The 17,616-nt window shown below is 61.3% G+C and carries 19 protein-coding genes; 5 read left to right on the top strand and 14 right to left on the bottom strand.

Features of this window, described 5'->3' with window-relative positions; all coding sequences use genetic code 11:
* Positions 1-20: 20 nt before the first annotated feature.
* On the bottom strand, positions 21-908 hold the full coding sequence (gcvA, locus tag F2982_RS07650; protein WP_112713775.1) for a transcriptional regulator GcvA: 888 nt from the start codon (positions 906-908) through the stop codon (positions 21-23).
* Positions 909-1,106: 198 nt separating this feature from the next.
* On the opposite strand from gcvA, the gene F2982_RS07645 reads away from it, so the two are divergent.
* Positions 1,107-2,027 carry a DMT family transporter gene (locus tag F2982_RS07645; RefSeq protein ID WP_199626039.1) on the top strand — a complete coding sequence of 307 codons (921 nt, stop codon included), beginning with the start codon at positions 1,107-1,109 and terminating at the stop codon, positions 2,025-2,027.
* A gap of 3 nt (positions 2,028-2,030) precedes the next feature.
* Here F2982_RS07645 and hemW read toward each other — a convergent pair whose 3' ends face one another.
* The 4 genes from hemW to rph are packed head-to-tail and all read right to left on the bottom strand — an operon-like array spanning position 2,031 to position 5,029.
* Positions 2,031-3,233, bottom strand: a complete 1,203-nt coding sequence (hemW, locus tag F2982_RS07640) for a radical SAM family heme chaperone HemW (RefSeq protein ID WP_203429701.1) — start codon at positions 3,231-3,233, stop codon at positions 2,031-2,033.
* Between the two features lie 9 nt (positions 3,234-3,242).
* Entirely contained in the window at positions 3,243-3,887 is a 645-nt protein-coding gene (rdgB, locus tag F2982_RS07635) for an RdgB/HAM1 family non-canonical purine NTP pyrophosphatase (protein ID WP_203429700.1), read from the bottom strand.
* 9 nt (positions 3,888-3,896) lie between these two features.
* Positions 3,897-4,313, bottom strand: coding sequence for a VOC family protein (locus F2982_RS07630; protein ID WP_203429699.1), 417 nt, complete (start codon positions 4,311-4,313; stop codon positions 3,897-3,899).
* The gene (rph, locus tag F2982_RS07625) at positions 4,310-5,029 is read right to left on the bottom strand and encodes a ribonuclease PH (protein WP_112713765.1); all 720 of its coding nucleotides are present in this window, start codon (positions 5,027-5,029) and stop codon (positions 4,310-4,312) included. The genes F2982_RS07630 and rph overlap by 4 nt, the downstream gene beginning before the upstream one ends.
* Positions 5,030-5,209: 180 nt before the next feature.
* On the opposite strand from rph, the gene hrcA reads away from it, so the two are divergent.
* Together hrcA and grpE are read left to right on the top strand one after the other, a co-directional pair.
* The gene (gene hrcA, locus F2982_RS07620; RefSeq protein WP_203429698.1) at positions 5,210-6,301 is read left to right on the top strand and encodes a heat-inducible transcriptional repressor HrcA; all 1,092 of its coding nucleotides are present in this window, start codon (positions 5,210-5,212) and stop codon (positions 6,299-6,301) included.
* A 101-nt stretch (positions 6,302-6,402) separates the two neighbouring features.
* Positions 6,403-7,035, top strand: coding sequence for a nucleotide exchange factor GrpE (gene grpE / locus F2982_RS07615; protein ID WP_112713761.1), 633 nt, complete (start codon positions 6,403-6,405; stop codon positions 7,033-7,035).
* A gap of 51 nt (positions 7,036-7,086) precedes the next feature.
* On the opposite strand, the gene F2982_RS07610 is transcribed toward grpE, so the two are convergent.
* Positions 7,087-8,031, bottom strand: coding sequence for a nucleoside hydrolase (locus tag F2982_RS07610; protein ID WP_112713759.1), 945 nt, complete (start codon positions 8,029-8,031; stop codon positions 7,087-7,089).
* A gap of 274 nt (positions 8,032-8,305) precedes the next feature.
* Here F2982_RS07610 and F2982_RS07605 point away from each other — a divergent pair, with 274 nt between their 5' ends.
* Together F2982_RS07605 and F2982_RS07600 are read left to right on the top strand one after the other, a co-directional pair.
* Positions 8,306-8,731 (top strand): Hsp20 family protein, encoded by a 426-nt coding sequence (locus tag F2982_RS07605; protein ID WP_203429697.1) that lies wholly within the window; start codon positions 8,306-8,308, stop codon positions 8,729-8,731.
* A gap of 48 nt (positions 8,732-8,779) precedes the next feature.
* Complete coding sequence (locus tag F2982_RS07600; RefSeq protein ID WP_112713755.1) at positions 8,780-9,037, top strand: DUF1150 family protein; 258 nt, start codon at positions 8,780-8,782, stop codon at positions 9,035-9,037.
* Positions 9,038-9,068: 31 nt separating this feature from the next.
* Here F2982_RS07600 and trmB read toward each other — a convergent pair whose 3' ends face one another.
* From trmB to miaB, 8 genes are all read right to left on the bottom strand, one after another.
* The gene (trmB, locus tag F2982_RS07595) at positions 9,069-9,770 is read right to left on the bottom strand and encodes a tRNA (guanosine(46)-N7)-methyltransferase TrmB (protein ID WP_130279211.1); all 702 of its coding nucleotides are present in this window, start codon (positions 9,768-9,770) and stop codon (positions 9,069-9,071) included.
* On the bottom strand, positions 9,767-11,020 hold the full coding sequence (gene metK, locus F2982_RS07590) for a methionine adenosyltransferase (RefSeq protein WP_112713751.1): 1,254 nt from the start codon (positions 11,018-11,020) through the stop codon (positions 9,767-9,769). The genes trmB and metK overlap by 4 nt, the downstream gene beginning before the upstream one ends.
* Positions 11,021-11,201: 181 nt before the next feature.
* Positions 11,202-11,621: a helix-turn-helix domain-containing protein gene (locus F2982_RS07585; protein WP_112713749.1), complete on the bottom strand. Its 420-nt coding sequence runs from the start codon at positions 11,619-11,621 to the stop codon at positions 11,202-11,204.
* Between the two features lie 150 nt (positions 11,622-11,771).
* Positions 11,772-13,373 (bottom strand): apolipoprotein N-acyltransferase, encoded by a 1,602-nt coding sequence (lnt, locus tag F2982_RS07580; protein ID WP_203429696.1) that lies wholly within the window; start codon positions 13,371-13,373, stop codon positions 11,772-11,774.
* Between the two features lie 80 nt (positions 13,374-13,453).
* Entirely contained in the window at positions 13,454-14,593 is a 1,140-nt protein-coding gene (locus F2982_RS07575) for a hemolysin family protein (protein ID WP_199626043.1), read from the bottom strand.
* Positions 14,590-15,105 carry an rRNA maturation RNase YbeY gene (ybeY, locus tag F2982_RS07570; protein WP_203429695.1) on the bottom strand — a complete coding sequence of 172 codons (516 nt, stop codon included), beginning with the start codon at positions 15,103-15,105 and terminating at the stop codon, positions 14,590-14,592. Before ybeY ends, F2982_RS07575 begins: the two co-directional genes overlap by 4 nt.
* A complete protein-coding gene (locus tag F2982_RS07565) occupies positions 15,105-16,157 on the bottom strand; it encodes a PhoH family protein (RefSeq protein WP_112713741.1) in 1,053 nt (350 codons plus the stop codon). The genes ybeY and F2982_RS07565 overlap by 1 nt, the downstream gene beginning before the upstream one ends.
* A gap of 23 nt (positions 16,158-16,180) precedes the next feature.
* Positions 16,181-17,596 carry a tRNA (N6-isopentenyl adenosine(37)-C2)-methylthiotransferase MiaB gene (gene miaB / locus F2982_RS07560; RefSeq protein ID WP_199626045.1) on the bottom strand — a complete coding sequence of 472 codons (1,416 nt, stop codon included), beginning with the start codon at positions 17,594-17,596 and terminating at the stop codon, positions 16,181-16,183.
* Between the last annotated feature and the right edge of the window lie 20 nt (positions 17,597-17,616).

Below are 17,616 nucleotides of genomic sequence, written 5' to 3'. Positions count from 1 at the left end.
GAAGTCATCTTTTTGGACCGTCATGCTTTCGACTCGCTGAGCAGCCAGCGGCGGAAAGCGGCAGCCGCCGGGCGTTCCAGGGAGGCGCCGGGATAGACGAGGTGGAAGGCGAGGCGGCTCGCGACGCCGAGGGGGAAGGGGGCCGCCACGGTGCCTTCCTTCAGCTCGCCTTCGACGAAGGAGCGGCGCATCAACGCGATGCCGAGACCCGCCTTCATTGCGTCATAGGCGCCGTTGCCATGCATGAAGATCGGGCCACGGGAGGCGTCGACGGCAGTGGCCACCCCTGCGGCCTCCAGCCAGAGCTGCCAGTCGTGCCTGTAGACGTCGTGGATCAGCGTGAAGGGCGCCAGTGCGGCAGGCGAGGGATGGTCGCCGAGTTCTGCTGCGAGCTTGGGGATGCAGACCGGCACGAGTTCGTCATCCACCAGCCGCTCGCTGACAAGGCCTTCATAACCGCCGAGCCCGTGGCGGATGGCAAGGTCAATACCGTCGCGCTGGAAATCCAGCACGCGATGCGAGGCGCTGATGCGCACGTCGATATCGGGATGCAGCACCTCGAACCGGCCGAGCCGTGGCACCAGCCAATAGGTGGCGAACCCGGCCGTGCAGGTCACGTTGAGGATCGCACCGCGGCTGCGCGCCGTGATCGCCGCCGTCGCTTCCCGCACCAGCCGGAAGGCGGCCCGCAGCGTCGTGAAGTAATCGGCACCCTCGACGGTCAAGGCTAGCGCCCGCGGCTTGCGCTCGAAAAGCTGAACGCCGAGTGCCGCCTCAAGATCGCGAATCTGCAGACTGACGGCGCCGGGCGTCACGTTCAGCTCCTTCGCCGCCAGCGTCATGCTGAGATGACGTGCTGCCGCTTCGAAGGCCCGAAGTGCGGAAAGGGAGGGCAGATAATCGCTCATGATTTAGCTCAGCTAAAGTGTCGCGCGAGAAAGACTCGTTTGATCCATCTTAATTAGCGAAATAATATCAGCATCAATATGTATCGCAACACCGATCCAATGCCGGTTTGTTGCGAGAATAAATCGAACAATTCACTGCGCAGGAAGCGGGTGGCGGCGCCTCCAGTGGTGTCCTATGCAGACAGGATCGAACGGAGGATGACGATGCAGAAGCAGATGGGTTTGGCCGAATGGGGCATGATGCTGGTGCTGTCGCTGCTGTGGGGCGGTTCCTTCCTGTTCAACGGCATCCTGGTGAAGGCGCTGCCGCCCTTCACGATCGTCACCGGCCGCGTGTTGCTGGCGGCGATTGCGCTCAATCTGATCGTCCGGGTGATGGGCCATGCCATGCCGCGCGACGGCAAGAGCTGGGTCGCCTTCTTCGGCATGGGCGTCCTGAACAACATGATCCCCTTCTGCCTGATCGTCTGGGGCCAGACGCATATCGCCAGCGGCCTCGCCTCGATCCTCAATGCCACGACGCCGCTGTTCGCGGTCGTCGTCGCCCATCTGCTGACCGCAGATGAGAAGATGACCGCCAACAGGCTGATCGGCGTCGTCGTCGGCTTTGCTGGCGTCGCCTATATGATCGGCTTCGATGCCCTGCACGATCTCGGCTCGAATGTGCTGGCGCAGCTTGCGGTGCTGGGAGCGGCGATTTCCTATTCCTTCGCCGGGATCTGGGGCCGCCGCTTCCGCGCCATGGGCATGCCGCCGCTGTTGCCGGCGGCAGGCCAGGTCACAGCTTCAACCATTCTGATGATTCCGATTGCGCTGATCGCCGACCAGCCCTGGACGCTTCCCATGCCCGGCATGGAAACCTGGCTCGCTCTCGCCGGTCTCGCCATCCTGTCGACGGCGGTCGCCTACGTGCTGTTCTTTCGCATTCTGGCAACGGCCGGCGCGACCAATCTGATGCTTGTCACCTTCCTGATCCCGGTCAGCGCCATCCTGCTCGGCGCGCTGGTGCTCGGCGAGCAGCTGCAGACCAAGCATCTGATCGGCATGGCAATGATCGCCATCGGCCTTGCGGCTATCGATGGGCGGCTGATGTCGATCGGGCGGAAGCGGGCGGTCTGAAGCTCAGCAGGCGAGATCGGCAACGACGGAATCGAGGATCAGCATGCCCGCAGGCGTGCAGCGCAGCCTCGAATTGCCGATCCGCTCGATGAAGCCGTGTTCCAGTAAAAACTCTTCGCGCGCAGGATCGGGATCGCGGCCGGAAAGCTGCTGCCAGCGGGCGAGATCGACGCCTTCCTTGAGCCTCAGGCCCATCAGCAGCAATTCGTCCGACTGCTCCTCGTAGCCGAGCCGTTCCTCGTCGAGAATACCGTGCCCGTCGCGCTCGACCATCTCAAGCCAGGCTTCCGGCTTGCGCTCGGTCGCCGTCGCGATCTTCTCCAGACCGCGGCTGAGGCGGCCATGGGCGCCGGGGCCGATGCCTGCATAGTCGCCATAGCGCCAGTAGGTCAGGTTATGACGGCTCTCGGCGCCGGGGCGGGCATGGTTCGAAACCTCGTAGGCGGGCATGCCTTCGCGCGCCGTGATCTCCTGCGTCGCCTCGTAGAGGGCCGCAGACTGGTCACCATCGGGAACGATCAGTTTGCCAGCCTTGTGCAGGCCGAAGAAGGGCGTGCCTTCCTCGATCGTCAGCTGGTAGAGCGACAGGTGATCGACAGCGTAGGAGATGGCCTGCTTCAGCTCACGCTCCCACTCGTCGACGGTCTGGTCGGGACGGGCATAGATGAGATCGAACGACATGCGCGGAAAGATGTCGCGGGCAAGCTTGATCGCCTTCAGCGCATCCGCAACGTCGTGCAGGCGGCCAAGGAATTTCAGATCGCGATCGTTCAGCGCCTGGACGCCGAGTGAGACGCGATTGACGCCGGCCACCCGGTAGCCGCGGAAGCGCTCGGCCTCGACGCTGGAGGGATTGGCCTCCATGGTGATTTCGATGCCGGCAGGCACGTGCCATTCCTTGGCAATGCCGTTCAGGATCGCATCGACGGTCTCAGGCTTCATCAGCGACGGCGTGCCGCCGCCGAGGAAGACGCTGGTGACGGTCTTCGGTCCGCTCAACTGCCGGATCGTCGCCATCTCCTTCAGGAAGGCCGCAACATAGCGCTCCTGATCGACAGGCTGGTGCCGGACATGGCTGTTGAAGTCACAATAGGGGCATTTCGCGGCGCAGAAGGGCCAGTGCACATAGACGCCGAAACCGGGCTCCCCCGTATCCGGCAGAAGCTTGGCATCACGCAGCGAAGTCAGGTTGTTCAAATCATCCACTGGCGGATCTTACGCTTCCAGGCAGGCTTCGACAAAGACTTTGAAGGCGCGCGCACGATGCGACAGCGCCTGCTCGTCGCCGGGCTTCCAGCCGTGTTTCTGTTCGGCGCTCATCTCGCCGAAGGTGGTGTCATAGCCCTGCGGCTGGAATACCGGGTCATAGCCGAAACCCTGCGTGCCGCGCGGCGGCCAGACGACCGTGCCTTCCACTTCGCCGCGGAAGAGCTCCGTATGACCATCGGGCCAGGCCAGGCAGAGAACGCTGACGAAGCGGGCCGTGCGCTGCTCGGGCTTGGCGGCTCCAGCCTTTTCGAGAGCCTTCTCGACCTTCTCCATCGCCATCGCAAAGTCGCGCGTGCCATCGGCGGTCTCGGCCCAGTTGGCCGTATAGACACCGGGATCGCCACCGAGCGCATCGACCACCAGACCGGAATCGTCAGAGAGCGCCGGCATGTTGGCGGCGCTGGCAGAGGCGAGTGCCTTGATTCTGGCGTTCTCTTCGAAGGTCGTGCCGGTTTCATCCGGTTCGATGAAATTGAGCTCGGCAGCCGACTTGGCGGTGAAGCCGAGCGGGCCGATCAGGTCCTGGATTTCGCGGATCTTGCCGGCATTATGGCTGGCGACAACGATCGTCTTGGTATCGAGTTTGCGCATTCCGTTTTCCTATTCGATGCCCCAGGTCCGAGCTTCCGCACATTCCAGGCTGTTGCCGGCAGGGTCGCGGAAGTAGATCGAGCGGCCGCCATTCGGCCAGTGAACTTCGGATTCGATGGCGATGCCGGCGGCCTGCAGCTTGGCAGCCATGGCGTCGATATTCGCAGCCGAGACCCGGAAGCAGGCATGCCCGGCTCCCTCGGTACCATGCGGCGGAACCTGCAGGGAATCGGCTGCCGGTGGCTTTACCGTCTCTTCCGGATTGAAGATCAGCAGCACGCCCGGGCCGCAGCGAAAGAAGACATGCCGGTTCGCCGCACGCGTGATCTTCGCAAGGCCGAGAACACCTTCATAGAAAGCCTCGGCTTTATCGAGGTCCTTTGCGTAGAGCGCCGTTTCCAGCATGCCTTCCAGCATGTCGTTCACCCGGCGATCGCCTGCTTCTGCAGGTCCACGAGTTCGGCGATACCGTTCTTGGCAAGGCCCATCAGCGATGCGAATTCGGCTTCGGAGAAGGGCGTGCCTTCAGCCGTTCCCTGGATCTCGACGATGCCGCCGGCGCCGGTCATGACGAAGTTGGCGTCGGTCTCGGCCGAGGAATCTTCCAGGTAATCGAGATCGATGACCGGCTGATTTGCGAAGATACCGCAAGAGATCGCGGCGACATGGTCCTTGAGGACGCGGTCGACCTTGATCATGTTGCGGCTTTCCATCCACTTCAGGCAGTCATAAAGCGCGATCCAGCCGCCGGTGATCGAGGCCGTGCGCGTGCCGCCATCCGCCTGGATGACATCGCAGTCGATGGTGATCTGGCGCTCGCCGAGTGCGGTCAGATCGACGACGGCGCGCAGCGAGCGGCCGATCAGGCGCTGGATTTCCTGCGTGCGTCCGCCCTGCTTGCCGGCAGCCGCCTCACGCTTCATGCGCTCGCCGGTGGCGCGCGGCAGCATGCCGTATTCGGCGGTGACCCAGCCCTTGCCGGTGTTGCGCAGCCACGGCGGCGTCTTCTCTTCCAGGCTCGCGGTGCAGAGCACATGCGTGTCGCCAAACTTCACCAGACAGGAGCCCTCGGCGTGCTTGGAAAAGTTGCGCTCGAAGCTGACCTTGCGCATCTGGTCGGTTTTTCTGCCTGACGGCCGCATTCTCTGTCTCCTGCTGCATGAGGCCTCGTGGCCGCGGCGGCGGCAGGGCGTAGTCATGCGTGTTTCTGATGCTGCCCCGCTTCTACGATTGGCTGCGGCCATTTGCAAATTCCCTTTTGCCACGCCCGCGAGATTGACTATATTTTCTGGAGTTTCATCAGCGTGGGTGTTTTAGGATTCATGGCCTTCAGGTCGTCGCCGGTTTCGGATGCCATTGCTGCGCTGGATGAGCGTTCCAAGGAAATCTTCCGCAGGATCGTCGAGGGCTATCTCGAGAATGGCGAGCCGCTCGGCTCGCGCAATCTGTCGCGCATCCTGCCGATGTCGCTCTCGCCGGCCTCCGTCCGCAATGTCATGAGCGATCTCGAAGAGCTCGGCCTCATCTATTCGCCGCATGTCAGCGCCGGGCGCCTGCCGACCCAGGTGGGCTTGCGGTTCTTCGTCGACGCCTTCATGCAGGTCGGTGATCTCTCTGCCGAGGACCGCGCCAGCATCGATCGCCAGGTACGCGCCGAAAGCCGCGACAACCCGGTGGAAGCGATGATGAACGAGGCGAGCCGGATGCTGTCGGGCATTTCGCGCGGCGCCGGGCTTGTCATCACCGCCAAGAGCGATCCCATCCTCAAGCATGTCGAGTTCATCCGCCTTGAGCCGACCAAGGCTCTGGCGGTGCTGGTCGGCGAGCATGATCAGGTCGAAAACCGCATCATCGAGCTACCGGCTGGCGTGACCTCCTCGCAGCTGACGGAAGCTGCGAACTTCCTGAATGCCCATATGACTGGCCAGACTTTGCCGGAATTGCGCAAGCAACTCGACAAGCTGAAGATCGATGTTCGCCATGAACTCGATGCTCTCTCGCAGGACCTCGTCGAGCGCGGCATCGCCGTCTGGTCCGGCAGCCCTGACGAGGGCAAGCCGGCGCAGCTCATCATCCGCGGCCGGGCAAACCTGCTGGAAGGGCTCGCCGGTGCCGACGATCTCGATCGCTTGCGGATGCTTTTCGACGATCTCGAAAAGAAAGACAGCCTGATCGAGCTCCTGAACCTAGCCGAGAGCGGACCGGGGGTGCGCATCTTCATCGGCTCGGAAAACAAGCTCTTCTCGCTTTCCGGCTCCTCGCTCATCGTCGCGCCATACCGCGATGATGACGACCGGATCGTCGGCGCGGTCGGCGTCATCGGCCCGACGCGGCTCAACTATTCGCGCATCGTGCCGATGGTCGATTACACCGCGCAGCTGATTTCCCGCCTGTCGCGCGGTGGCGCCCTCTGAAAAGCCCGATTTTCCGCTTCTTTGTCACGCAGACTTGATTTTTTGCGGTCAAAGCTCGATATCGGGCGCATCCCGAAAGAACCCTTTACCCGGAGACCGTCATGACTGACGAAACGACGAAAAACGGACCTGAGGCTGCCGCGGCCGACGCTGCTGCGGACGCAGCCGCAAACGTCGAGAATGAAGCGGCCGCTGAGGCATCGTCCCAGCCGGATCCGATGGAACTCGTGAAGGCCGAAAATGCCGAGCTGCGCGATCGCTATCTGCGTCTCGCTGCAGAGATGGACAACCTGCGCCGCCGCACCGAGCGTGATGTGAAGGATGCCAAGTCCTACTCGGTCGCCTCCTTCGCGCGCGACATGCTGGCTGTATCCGACAACCTGCGCCGCGCACTGGACTCGATCCCGGCCGAAGCCAAGGCTGCGGGCGAAGCCGGCCTGACGACGCTGATCGAAGGCGTCGAGATGACCGAGCGCTCCATGCTCTCGACGCTCGAGCGCCATGGCGTTCGCCAGCTCGATCCCGTCGGCCAGAAGTTCGACCCGAATTTCCATCAGGCGATGTTCGAAATTCCGAACACGGAAGTCCCGAACAACACAGTCGTCCAGGTGGTGCAGGCAGGCTTCACGATCGGCGAGCGCGTTCTGCGCCCGGCCATGGTCGGTGTCGCCAAGGGTGGTCCGAAGCCTGAGGCGGAGGCTGCCAATTCCTATCTGGATCAGAAGGACGCATAATGAAAAAGGGCCGCTGAGGAGCGGCCCTTTTCTTTTCCGGTCTGCCGTCGCTCAGATGCGGGCAAAGCGCTCGATCAGCAGATCGAAGAAACCGTCGGCATCGACGAAGCGCATCACCTGGGCATTGCGCTTGCGGTCGGTCACATGCCACCAGTCGACGACGGTCATGCCGACCGTCAGCTCCGACTTCACTTCGATCTCGACATTGCACTCGCGGCCCTTGAAAAGCTCCGGCTTCAGGAGATAGGCGACAACCGTCGGGTCATGCAGCGGGCCGCCGTCGGAACCGTATTTCTCGATATCGAAGCGCTCGAAGAATTCCAGCATCTCCACCATTGCCTGGGCGGGCGCCGTGCCCAGGTCGGCCATGCGCTTGACGCGGTCCTTGCGGGTCAGCAGCTGATGGGTCACGTCGAGCGGCATCATCACGATCGGCACACCCGAACGGAAGACGATGTCGGCTGCTTCAGGGTCGACATAGATGTTGAATTCGGCAGCCGGCGTGATGTTCCCGCCTTCGAAGAAGCCACCGCCCATCATCACCAGTTCGCGGACGCGTGCGACGATATCTGGCGCCTTCTGGAAGGCGAGGCCGATATTGGTGAGCGGCCCGAGCGTGCAGAGCGTCACGCTGCCTTCAGGCTCGCGGCGCAGCGTCTCGATGATGAAGTCGACGGAATGCTGCGGCTGCAGCGGCATGGTCGGCTCGGCCAGCGTCGGGCCGTCGAGGCCGGTCTTGCCATGCACGTGCTCGGCGGTGACCAGCTTGCGGGCGATCGGCTTGTCTGCGCCGGCAAAGACCTTGATGTCGATGCGCTTGCAGAGCTCGCAGATGATGCGCGCGTTGCGGCTGGTATAGGACAGCGGCACGTTGCCGGCGACCGTGGTGATACCGAGCACTTCGAGCTCTTCCGGGCTGCCGAAGGCGAGCATGATCGCTGCTGCATCGTCCTGGCCGGGATCGGTATCGATGATGATCTTTCTGGGGTTTGCCATGTACGTCGGTCCCTCCTCAGGTGCACGTCGTTTTGGCAGGCACCATTTGTTTATGATTGCGTCGCAAATCGGCGCAGCCCTTGCGGGTGACGATTTGATGCGAGCCTGCATGCGCTTTGTCAAGCAAGGACAAAGCCGGCGTTTACCCTAAAATTTCCGGGTCCTTGCCCGGCGGCCGCAAAACCTTGCGCGACCGCGCGCCAATTCCCATATTAGCAAGACCCGGATGCTAGCTTAGGTCCGGAAAGGTCGCTTGCATCAAGGACTTGAAAACATGAGCCGTATAACCCCTTTCGCCAGCCCGTTGCTCCTGGGCTTCGACGCCATGGAAAAGACGCTTGAGCGGATTTCCAAGGCGAGCGACGGTTATCCTCCCTACAACATCGAGCGTATTGCCGCCGATCACGGTCAGCCCGAGCGTCTGCGGATTACCCTTGCCGTCGCCGGTTTCGGCGAGGATGAGCTCGATGTCACCACCGAGGAAAACCAGCTTCTCATCCGCGGCCGGCAGGTCGAGCAGGACGAGCGCGAATATCTCTATCGCGGTATCGCCGCGCGTCAGTTCCAGCGCACTTTCGTGCTTGCCGATGGCATGCAGGTTCTCGGCGCCGGCCTCAAGAACGGTCTTCTCTCCGTCGATCTAATTCGCCCGGAGCCCGCACGCATGGTCAAGAAAATTAACATTTCGGTCTCACAGTAGGACAACGGTTCGATTGCGCCGTTGGTCCCTTCTCTTGGAGGTACAGGAATGTTGATGAAAGAAGCGAATTCTCACCTGACCAAATCCGAACTTGCCGGCATCGGCAACGGCGAGGTCGCCTATATCCGCAAAATGCGTACTGAAGAAGTATCGAAGTGCTTCCCCGAAGCGCCCGATATCGACCCTGGCGTCGACCTCTGGGCCCTTTTCGGCGCTGATGGCACGCCGATCCTGCTCACGGATAACCGCTCCAGCACCTTTTTCAAGGCCGCTGAAGACGAGCTCAAGACGGTAAGCCTGCACTAAACGTGCGGGCTTATGTCACTTGCCTGCTGGCTTAGATCTTCTTGAAAGTCAGATAGGCGGACGAACGGCCTTCGCGCCGTGCCTTGGCCTCGTAGCGTGTGCTCGGCCAGCCCTCGTAGGGCGTCAGCCAATCCGCAGCATTGCTCGCCAGCCAGTCGAAGCCGCCGTGGTCGCGGCATTTCAGCAGCGTCCAGTTCACATAGGTATCGATATCTGAAGCGAAGCAGAACAGTCCGCCCGGCTTCAGCACGCGATGGAAACGCTTGAGGTTCGTCTGCGAGACGAAGCGGCGCTTCCAGTGCTTCCGCTTGGGCCAGGGATCGGGATAGAGCAGGTCGATCTGGTCGAGGCAGCCATCAGGCAGCCAGTCGAGCAGCTGCGTCGCATCGTCGTTATAGACGCGGACGTTTCTGGCGCCCTTGTCCTCGACGCTGGCAAGCAGCTTCTGCATGGAATTGATGAAGGGCTCGACGCCGATAAAGCCGGTGGAGGGCAGTTCCTGGGCGCGGTGGATCAAATGCTCGCCGCCACCGAAGCCGATCTCCAGCCGCAACTTTTCGACCGGGACCGGCCAAAGGTCTTTCAGCGGCTCGGGGGGAGCCGCTGAAATATCGATGAGGAATGCCGGGAGCAGAGTACTCAGCTTTTCCGCTTGCTGTCCGCGTAGAGCCTTTCCCTTGCGGCGACCGAAGAAGGCTTCGGTCGCGCGGCCGCGGCGTTCCATATCCGTCATGCTGCGGCCTTGAGCTTGATGGCTTCCTTGAGGCCCTTCACGAGGTCGGTGCGCTCCCAGGAGAACGAGCCGTCACGCCCGGCCTTGCGGCCGAAGTGACCGTAAGCCGAGGTCTTTGCGTAGATCGGCTTGTTGAGGTCGAGGTGGCGGCGGATACCCGTCGGCGACAGGTCCATGTTCTTGCGGATCGCGGCTTCGACCTGGTCTTCGGTCACGCCCTTGCCGGTCTGGTGCAGGTCGACATAGATCGACAGCGGCTGTGCGACGCCGATGGCGTAGGACAGCTGGATCGTGCAGCGGTCGGCGAGACCGGCGGCAACGACGTTCTTGGCGAGGTAGCGGGCAGCGTAAGCAGCCGAACGGTCGACCTTGGTCGTGTCCTTGCCGGAGAATGCGCCGCCGCCATGCGGAGCCGCACCGCCGTAGGTGTCGACGATGATCTTGCGGCCGGTCAGGCCAGCGTCACCATCCGGACCGCCGATGACGAACTTGCCGGTCGGGTTGATGTACCACTTGCAATCGCTGGCGATCGGCAGGTCGCCGAGAGCTTCGCGGATATAGGGCTCGACGACGGCGCGAACCTTCTTCGAATCCCACTTCTCGTCGAGATGCTGGGTCGAAAGAACGATCGAGGTGACTTCTGCCGGCTTGCCGTCGACGTAGCGAACGGTCACCTGGCTCTTGGCATCAGGGCCAAGCTTGGCAACGTCGCCGTCGCCCTTCTTGCGGGCGGTGGCGAGCAGCTGCAGGATCTTGTGCGAGTAGTAGATCGGCGCCGGCATGAGGTCCGGCGTTTCCTTGCAGGCGTAGCCGAACATGATGCCCTGGTCGCCGGCACCTTCGTCACCCTGCTGGTCGGCAGCGTTGTCGACGCCCTGGGCGATGTCAGCGGACTGCGAGTGCAGGAGAACGTCGATCTTCGCCTTCTTCCAGTGGAAGCCGTCCTGCTCGTAGCCGATGTCCTTGATGGCGCGGCGTGCGGCAGCCTTGAACTTCGACGGGTTGATGACGTCCTTGCCGTCCTTGTCCTTCTTCATCAGGCTCGGCGGCAGGCGTACTTCACCAGCGATCACGACGCGGTTCGTAGTGGCCAGCGTTTCGCAGGCAATGCGCACGCCCCAGGGGTTTACGCCGGTCTTTGCCGCTTCGCGGTAGACCAGGTCCACGATCTCGTCCGAGATACGGTCACACACCTTGTCCGGGTGACCTTCGGCAACAGACTCACTGGTGAAGAGGTAATTAGCGCGCATTCCGGGATTCCCCTCAAAGAATAAAGTTCGACGAATTGGTACTCAGTTCACGCTCGAAAAACAAGCGCAGAAGGACATAAATATATCTTTATATCTACGGCTAAATGACAAATTTTGCCTTAAAAACGCGAAAAAGGCGGCCTTTCGACCGCCTTCTGTCATTGGACGCTGTTGGGAGCGCTTAGTCGGAGTCGGCTTCGGCGGCCAGCGCCTTGACGAGCTCGACGACCTTGCGGCGTACCTTCGGGTCGGAAATCTTCACGAAGGCGCGGTTCAGCTGCAGGCCTTCGGAGGAGGAGAGGAAGTCGACGACGTAGTTGGAGCTGGAGGCCTCAGCCATGCCGCTCATTGCGCCGGCGTGCTCGCCGGGTGCGTCTTCGAAGAAGAAGGAAACCGGGACGTTCAGGATGCTCGAGATGTTCTGCAGACGGCTGGCGCCGACGCGGTTCGTGCCCTTCTCGTACTTCTGAATCTGCTGGAATGTAATGCCAAGGCTTTCGCCAAGTTTTTCCTGGCTCATGCCAAGCATAGTGCGGCGAAGACGAATGCGACTGCCAACATGGATGTCGATCGGGTTCGGCTTCTTCTTGTTCTCAATCATGGTCGTGCCCTAACAAAAGATATTTCAACGAGTGAAACCGGCATTCCCTGAACCCATCCGTAACGCCACGTTGCATGAGGCGTTAACCCACCCTCAAGCATACGTTAACAACGCCGATCTGAACTACTATGCAATTTTAGGGGTTTTCGGTCAATTCTGCTTGAAAATAAAACCCATGCGAGAAATCAGCGCAATCATAAACAGCAACGTTTCAGTCAACCAAAAGTAGGTTTGCTGTGGATAGCCTGCTGTTGAATCGGCCTTAAAGCCCTCAAGGGTTGCATCTATGAAACCGCTCTCATTGAGGCTAAGTCCACTAATAATCTCTCCGCGTGAATTCACCAGCGCTGAAATGCCGCTGTTGGCGTCGCGAATCAGCGGTAATCCTGTCTCAACTGCGCGGATTCTGGCCTGCTGAAAGTGCTGATAAGGTCCAGGCGTAGATCCAAACCAAGCATCGTTAGTAATGTTGAGAATAGCGTTGGCCTGATTGATGCCGGCCATCTCTCCGGGGAAAATGATCTCGTAGCAGATCAGCGGATAGAGCGAGAGGCCGCTCGGGAGATTGAGCATCTCGCGGCTCGCGGCGGCGGTGAAGCCGCCCGGCATTTCCACGACGTTCTGGATGCCGAAATCATCGAGGAAATTCTCGAACGGCACATATTCGCCGAAGGGAACGAGATGCACCTTGTCGGATGCTGCAATGATCTGCCCGCGGCCATCGATGACGTAGATCGAGTTGTAATAGCGCGGTGCGTTACCGGGGCCGGTTTCCTCGACGCGAACGGCGCCGGCGATCAGGATCTGGTTGTCGTCGAGCGTATCGGCAATCCGCGTCAGAGCATCCTGATTATCCGTTAGAATGAAGGGGATAGAGGTTTCAGGCCAAACGATGATATCGGGCTTCTTGCCGCCATCCTTCGGCGCTTCAGCCGAGAGCTTGAGATGTTTCTCGAAGATCGCCGAGCGGTCGGCGTCACTGTCGAGCTTGGCGGCCTGGTCGATCATCGGCTGGACCAGGCGCACGACCGGCTGCTTGTCGGCAGGCGCAGCCTCAGGCTTCGGCAGGTAATAGAGAACGTAGGCGCCATAGCCGACATGCGCCGCAAAGAGCAGGGTGGCGAGCGTCACGCCGATCTTCGCGCCCTGACGCGTGCCGAGAAGGGCAGGGGCAGCGAAGACAAAGACGGAGAGGGCGGTAATCCCCATGACACCCAGGATGTGCACGGACTGCATCATCAGCGGAACGGGCATCATCCCGTAGCCGATGGCATTCCAGGGAAAGCCGGTAAAGACCACGCTTCGCAGCCACTCGAACAGGCCGAAGCTTGCCGCCAGTGCGGCAATCCGCCCCAGTCCCTCCGACCAGAAGATCCGCGCGGTCGCCGCCGCCAGCCCGTAGAAAATTGCCAGCACCGCTGGCAGGCCGAGAATGGCAAGCGGCAGAGCCCAGGCAAAGGCGTCGGAATCGATCAGCAGTGCATGCCCCAGCCACCAGAGGCCGGCAACGAAATAGCCAAAGCCGAAAAGCCAGCCGGTGAGGAACGCAGGCCAGAGACGGCCGATGAAGCTTGCCTCGGGTGACGCAGCCGCCCCGTCGATCAGCCAGACGAGCAGCGTGAAGGAAATGAACATCGCGGCAAAGAAGCCGATCGGGGGAAGCGCTATAACGCCGATGGCGCCGGCCAGGATCGCCAGCAGTGCCCTTTTGAAACCCCAGACCAGGATAACCCTGTCCGCAAGCCGCTCCATGCGCAGTCCCCATCAAGCCGCGAATCAACCCGGCTCGCAGTCTTTCAAAAAAGCAGCTGTTTGTCGTGCTTTACGGGCACTCAGTTTGCCGCAGAAGATTCTGCGGGCCTGTCGTCGCCCTGCTCCGAGCCACCAACGCCGTCACCATCCGCCTTGACGCGGCGGCGGATTGCCTGACGCTTGCGGGTGATGCGCACGCGCTTGATGCGCCGCGGATCGGCATCGAGGATGTGAAACTCGAAATCCGGCAGTGCCTGAACGACTTCGCCACGCACCGGGATACGTCCGAGCGCCGAGAAGATCAGGCCGCCCAGCGTATCGACCTCGTCCACCTGTTCGGCAATGTCGAAATCCGGGCCGATCGCCGCAGCGATCTCTTCCAGCTCGACGCGCGCGTCGGCAACGAACATGTCTTCGGAGACGCGCTTGAACATCACTTCGTCGTCGTCATGCTCGTCGTCGATGTCGCCGACGACCATTTCGACGATGTCCTCATGCGAGGCGAGACCATCGGTGCCGCCGTACTCGTCGATGACAAGCGCCATCTGCGTGCGGTTGACCTGCATGCGGCGCAGCAGGTCCGATGCCAGCATCGACGGGGGCACGAACAGGATCTTGCGGATGATGCCGGCCTCGGAGAGCGTCTTCTGCAGGTCGACGCGCGCTAGATCGAAATTCGGCTTCGCGGCGCGGCTCGGCTTCTGGATGTTTTCGGGCGCGATCTCGACCAGCGGCTCGGCAGCCTTGGTCTTGGCGCCGGCGCGGCGCTTGTTGCGCGCCTGCTTGGCGACATAGGAGAGAAGGTCGCGGATATGGACCATGCCGCGCGGATCGTCGAGCGTATCGGCATAGACGGGCATGCGCGAGCGGCCGGACTCTTCGAAGAGGATCATCAGCTCGCCGATCGTGATCGTCTGGTCGACGGCCTCGATATCGGCGCGTGGCACCATGACGTCGGCGACACGGACTTCGCGGAAGCGCAGGATGTTGTGAAGCATCGCCCGCTCGTCGGGCGAAAAGGCGTCATCGCCGGTGTCGCTGGTCATCAGCGCGTCGGCAATGTCTTCGCGCAGGCGCGAGCCTTGCTGTGGCCGGAGGATGCGGGCTGCGCGTGCCCAGAAAGATCGTCCGGAGTGTCTACTACTTCCGCCTTCGTCTGAGGAGGAAGATTGGTCGGCATCCTTGGTGTCTGCCGCGGGTTTTGCTGTAAAGTCGCTCATGGTTCCAATTTAAGGTCTTGACCCTCGTATGGGTCAGATAGGCCGAGATCTGCCAAAATGCGAGTCTCCAACCCCTCCATAATTTCGGCTTCTGCATTATTCATATGGTCGTAGCCGAACAGATGCAAGAAACCATGCACCATCAGATGCGTCAGATGGTTATCGAAGGGCTTTTCGAGCTCGGCAGCCTCCCGTTCGACGGTTTCCTTGGCGATGATGATATCCCCAAGCATCGGCCCCGGCATCTTGCCCGGCGTGATCGGATAGGCCGGGAAAGACAGGACATTGGTCGCCTTGTCCTTCTGGCGCCACTCGGCATTGATCGCCCGGATGGATTCGTCGTCGGTGAAGACCAGAGACAGCTCGGTCGCCATCTTCGGAAACTTCTGCTTGGCATGCGTCTTCAGGTGACCGGCGGCCGCCTCCAGCACGCGTTCGGCCAGAGGCTGCAGCTCATCCTCGGAAGGCCAGCCGCCTTCCTCCACACTGATCTGAATATCGAGCAGTGTCATCAGTCCTGATTGACCGCGTCTTCTTCGCGCGCCGTATAGGTCGCGTCATAGGCGCGCACGATGCGGCCGACCAGCGGATGGCGCACGACGTCTGCATCCTTGAAGCGGACGGTCGAGATGCCCTCGACTTCGTTCAGGAGACGCAGAGCTTCGACAAGGCCCGACTTGACGCCGCGCGGCAGATCGATCTGACTCGGGTCGCCGGTAATCATCATCCGCGAGTTCTCGCCGAGACGCGTCAGGAACATCTTCATCTGCATGGATGTCGTGTTCTGCGCTTCGTCGAGAATGATCGCGGCGTTGGAGAGCGTGCGGCCGCGCATGAAGGCGAGCGGGGCGATTTCGATGACGCCGGCAGTGATGGCCCGCTCCACCTTGTCGCCCGGGATCATGTCGTAGAGCGCATCATAGAGCGGACGCAGATAAGGGTCGACCTTTTCCTTCATGTCGCCGGGCAGGAAGCCGAGGCGTTCGCCGGCTTCGACGGCCGGGCGCGTCAGGATGATCTTCTCGACGGCGCCGCGCTCCAGAAGCTGGGCGGCCTGGGCGACCGCCAGATAAGTCTTGCCGGTACCGGCCGGGCCGACGCCGAAGACGAGCTCGTTGCGCTCCAGCGCGCGCATATAAGCGTCCTGCGTCGGCGTGCGGGCGATGATCGTCTTCTTGCGCGTCGAAATCTGCGCCATGGTCAGCTTGGCTTTCTTTTCCATCGTCGGCAGGCTCAGCTGGTCGTCGGCGGCAACGGCCATACGGATCGCACCTTCGACGTCAGATCGTTCCACGCTGCCACCTTTCTGAAGCTTTTCATAGAGATAATCGAGCGTGCGCCGCGCCTGGTTGGTAGCGATCACGTCTCCGGTGATGACGACGGAATTGCCGCGGGCGCGGGCGTCGATGTGAAGCCGCTCTTCAAGCAGCTTCAGGTTCTGATCGAACTGACCAAAAAGTTCGCTGGCGAACCGGTTGTTCTCGAACGTCAGGACAAAGTGATTGGCGTCGCTCGCAATGCGTGGGTGGCGCGGTGAAGAAGAAACCAATTCTTGTCCGTTCAAGCGGTCGAGCTCCTTGTTGAACCTCAGCCCTCTGCAAATTCGGCAAACAGGCTGTTGGTTCCGGTTCCGGTGATTCGCACTTTAATAATGTCACCGATTTGCGATGCTTTTGCATCAACATTCACAGACTGAAGCCAGGGAGAACGTCCAATAAGCTGTCCTTCCATGCGACCGGGCTTTTCGAGCAACAGATCAATCGTTTTACCGACGCAGGATTCGGCAAATTCCTGCTGCTGCTTCAAGAGAAGCGCCTGCAGGCGTTCGAGCCTTTCTGCCTTGATCTCTTCGGGCACCTGGTCCTTCAAGTCAGCGCCGGGCGTACCCGGACGTGTCGAATATTTGAACGAGAAAGCCTGCGCATAGCGCACTTCCTCGACAAGCTTGAGTGTATCCTCAAAATCGGCCTCTGTCTCCCCCGGGAATCCGACGATGAAGTCACCCGAAAGAGCTATATCGGGCCGCGCGGCACGGATACGCTCGATCAGCGCCAGATACTCGGCAGCCGTATGGCGGCGGTTCATGGCTTTAAGAATGCGGTCCGATCCGGCCTGAACCGGCAGATGCAGATAAGGCATCAGCGCCCGCAGATCGCGATGCGCCTCGATCAGCCGGTCGTCCATGTCGCGCGGATGGCTGGTCGTGTAGCGCAGGCGCGCCAGGCCGGGGATGTCGGCGAGGCGGTAAAGAAGGTCGCCGAGGCTCCATTCTTCGCCGTTTGGGCCGACGCCATGCCAGGCATTGACGTTCTGGCCAAGCAGCGTGATCTCGCGCACGCCACCTTCGACGAGCTGCTGCGCCTCTTCGACGATCTGCGCCACCGAACGCGAGACCTCAGAGCCGCGGGTATAGGGCACCACACAGAAGGTGCAGAACTTGTCGCAGCCTTCCTGCACAGTCAGGAACGAGGTGACGCCGCGCGAGCGGATCTTCTTCGTTTCGGCGATCGGCAGATGCTCGAACTTGTCCTCGAGCGCATATTCCGTATCGACGATCCGCTGGCCTTCCTTGGCCTTGCGTAGCGCTTCCGGCAGGCGATGGTAGGTCTGCGGGCCAATGACGACATCGACGGCCGGCGCGCGGCGCAGGATCTCTTCACCTTCGGCCTGGGCGACGCAACCGGCAACGCCGATCATCATCTCCTTGCCGGCCGCAGCCTTCTTCTTTTTCATTTCCCGCAGGCGGCCGAGGGCGGAATAGACCTTCTCCGCCGCCTTCTCACGGATATGACAGGTATTGAGCAGGACGAGGTCGGCCTCTTCCATATCCTCTGTCGGTTCATAGCCGTCGCGGGCCAGAGCGTCGCTCATGCGCGTCGAGTCATAAACGTTCATCTGGCAGCCATAGGTCTTGATGAAGACCTTGCGGCTGTTGCTGCCATCGCGGAGGCTCTCGCTCGGGAGCTGCTCCGGGGCCTGAAGAAGGGCGCTGTCTTGGGTCATGGCGGGCTATTTAGTGGTTT

Source organism: Rhizobium sp. BG4 (genome assembly GCF_016864575.1).
Classification (GTDB): Bacteria; Pseudomonadota; Alphaproteobacteria; order Rhizobiales; family Rhizobiaceae; genus Rhizobium.
Note: the sequence above shows the minus strand (reverse complement) of the source record. Positions and strands in the feature narration are given on the sequence as shown.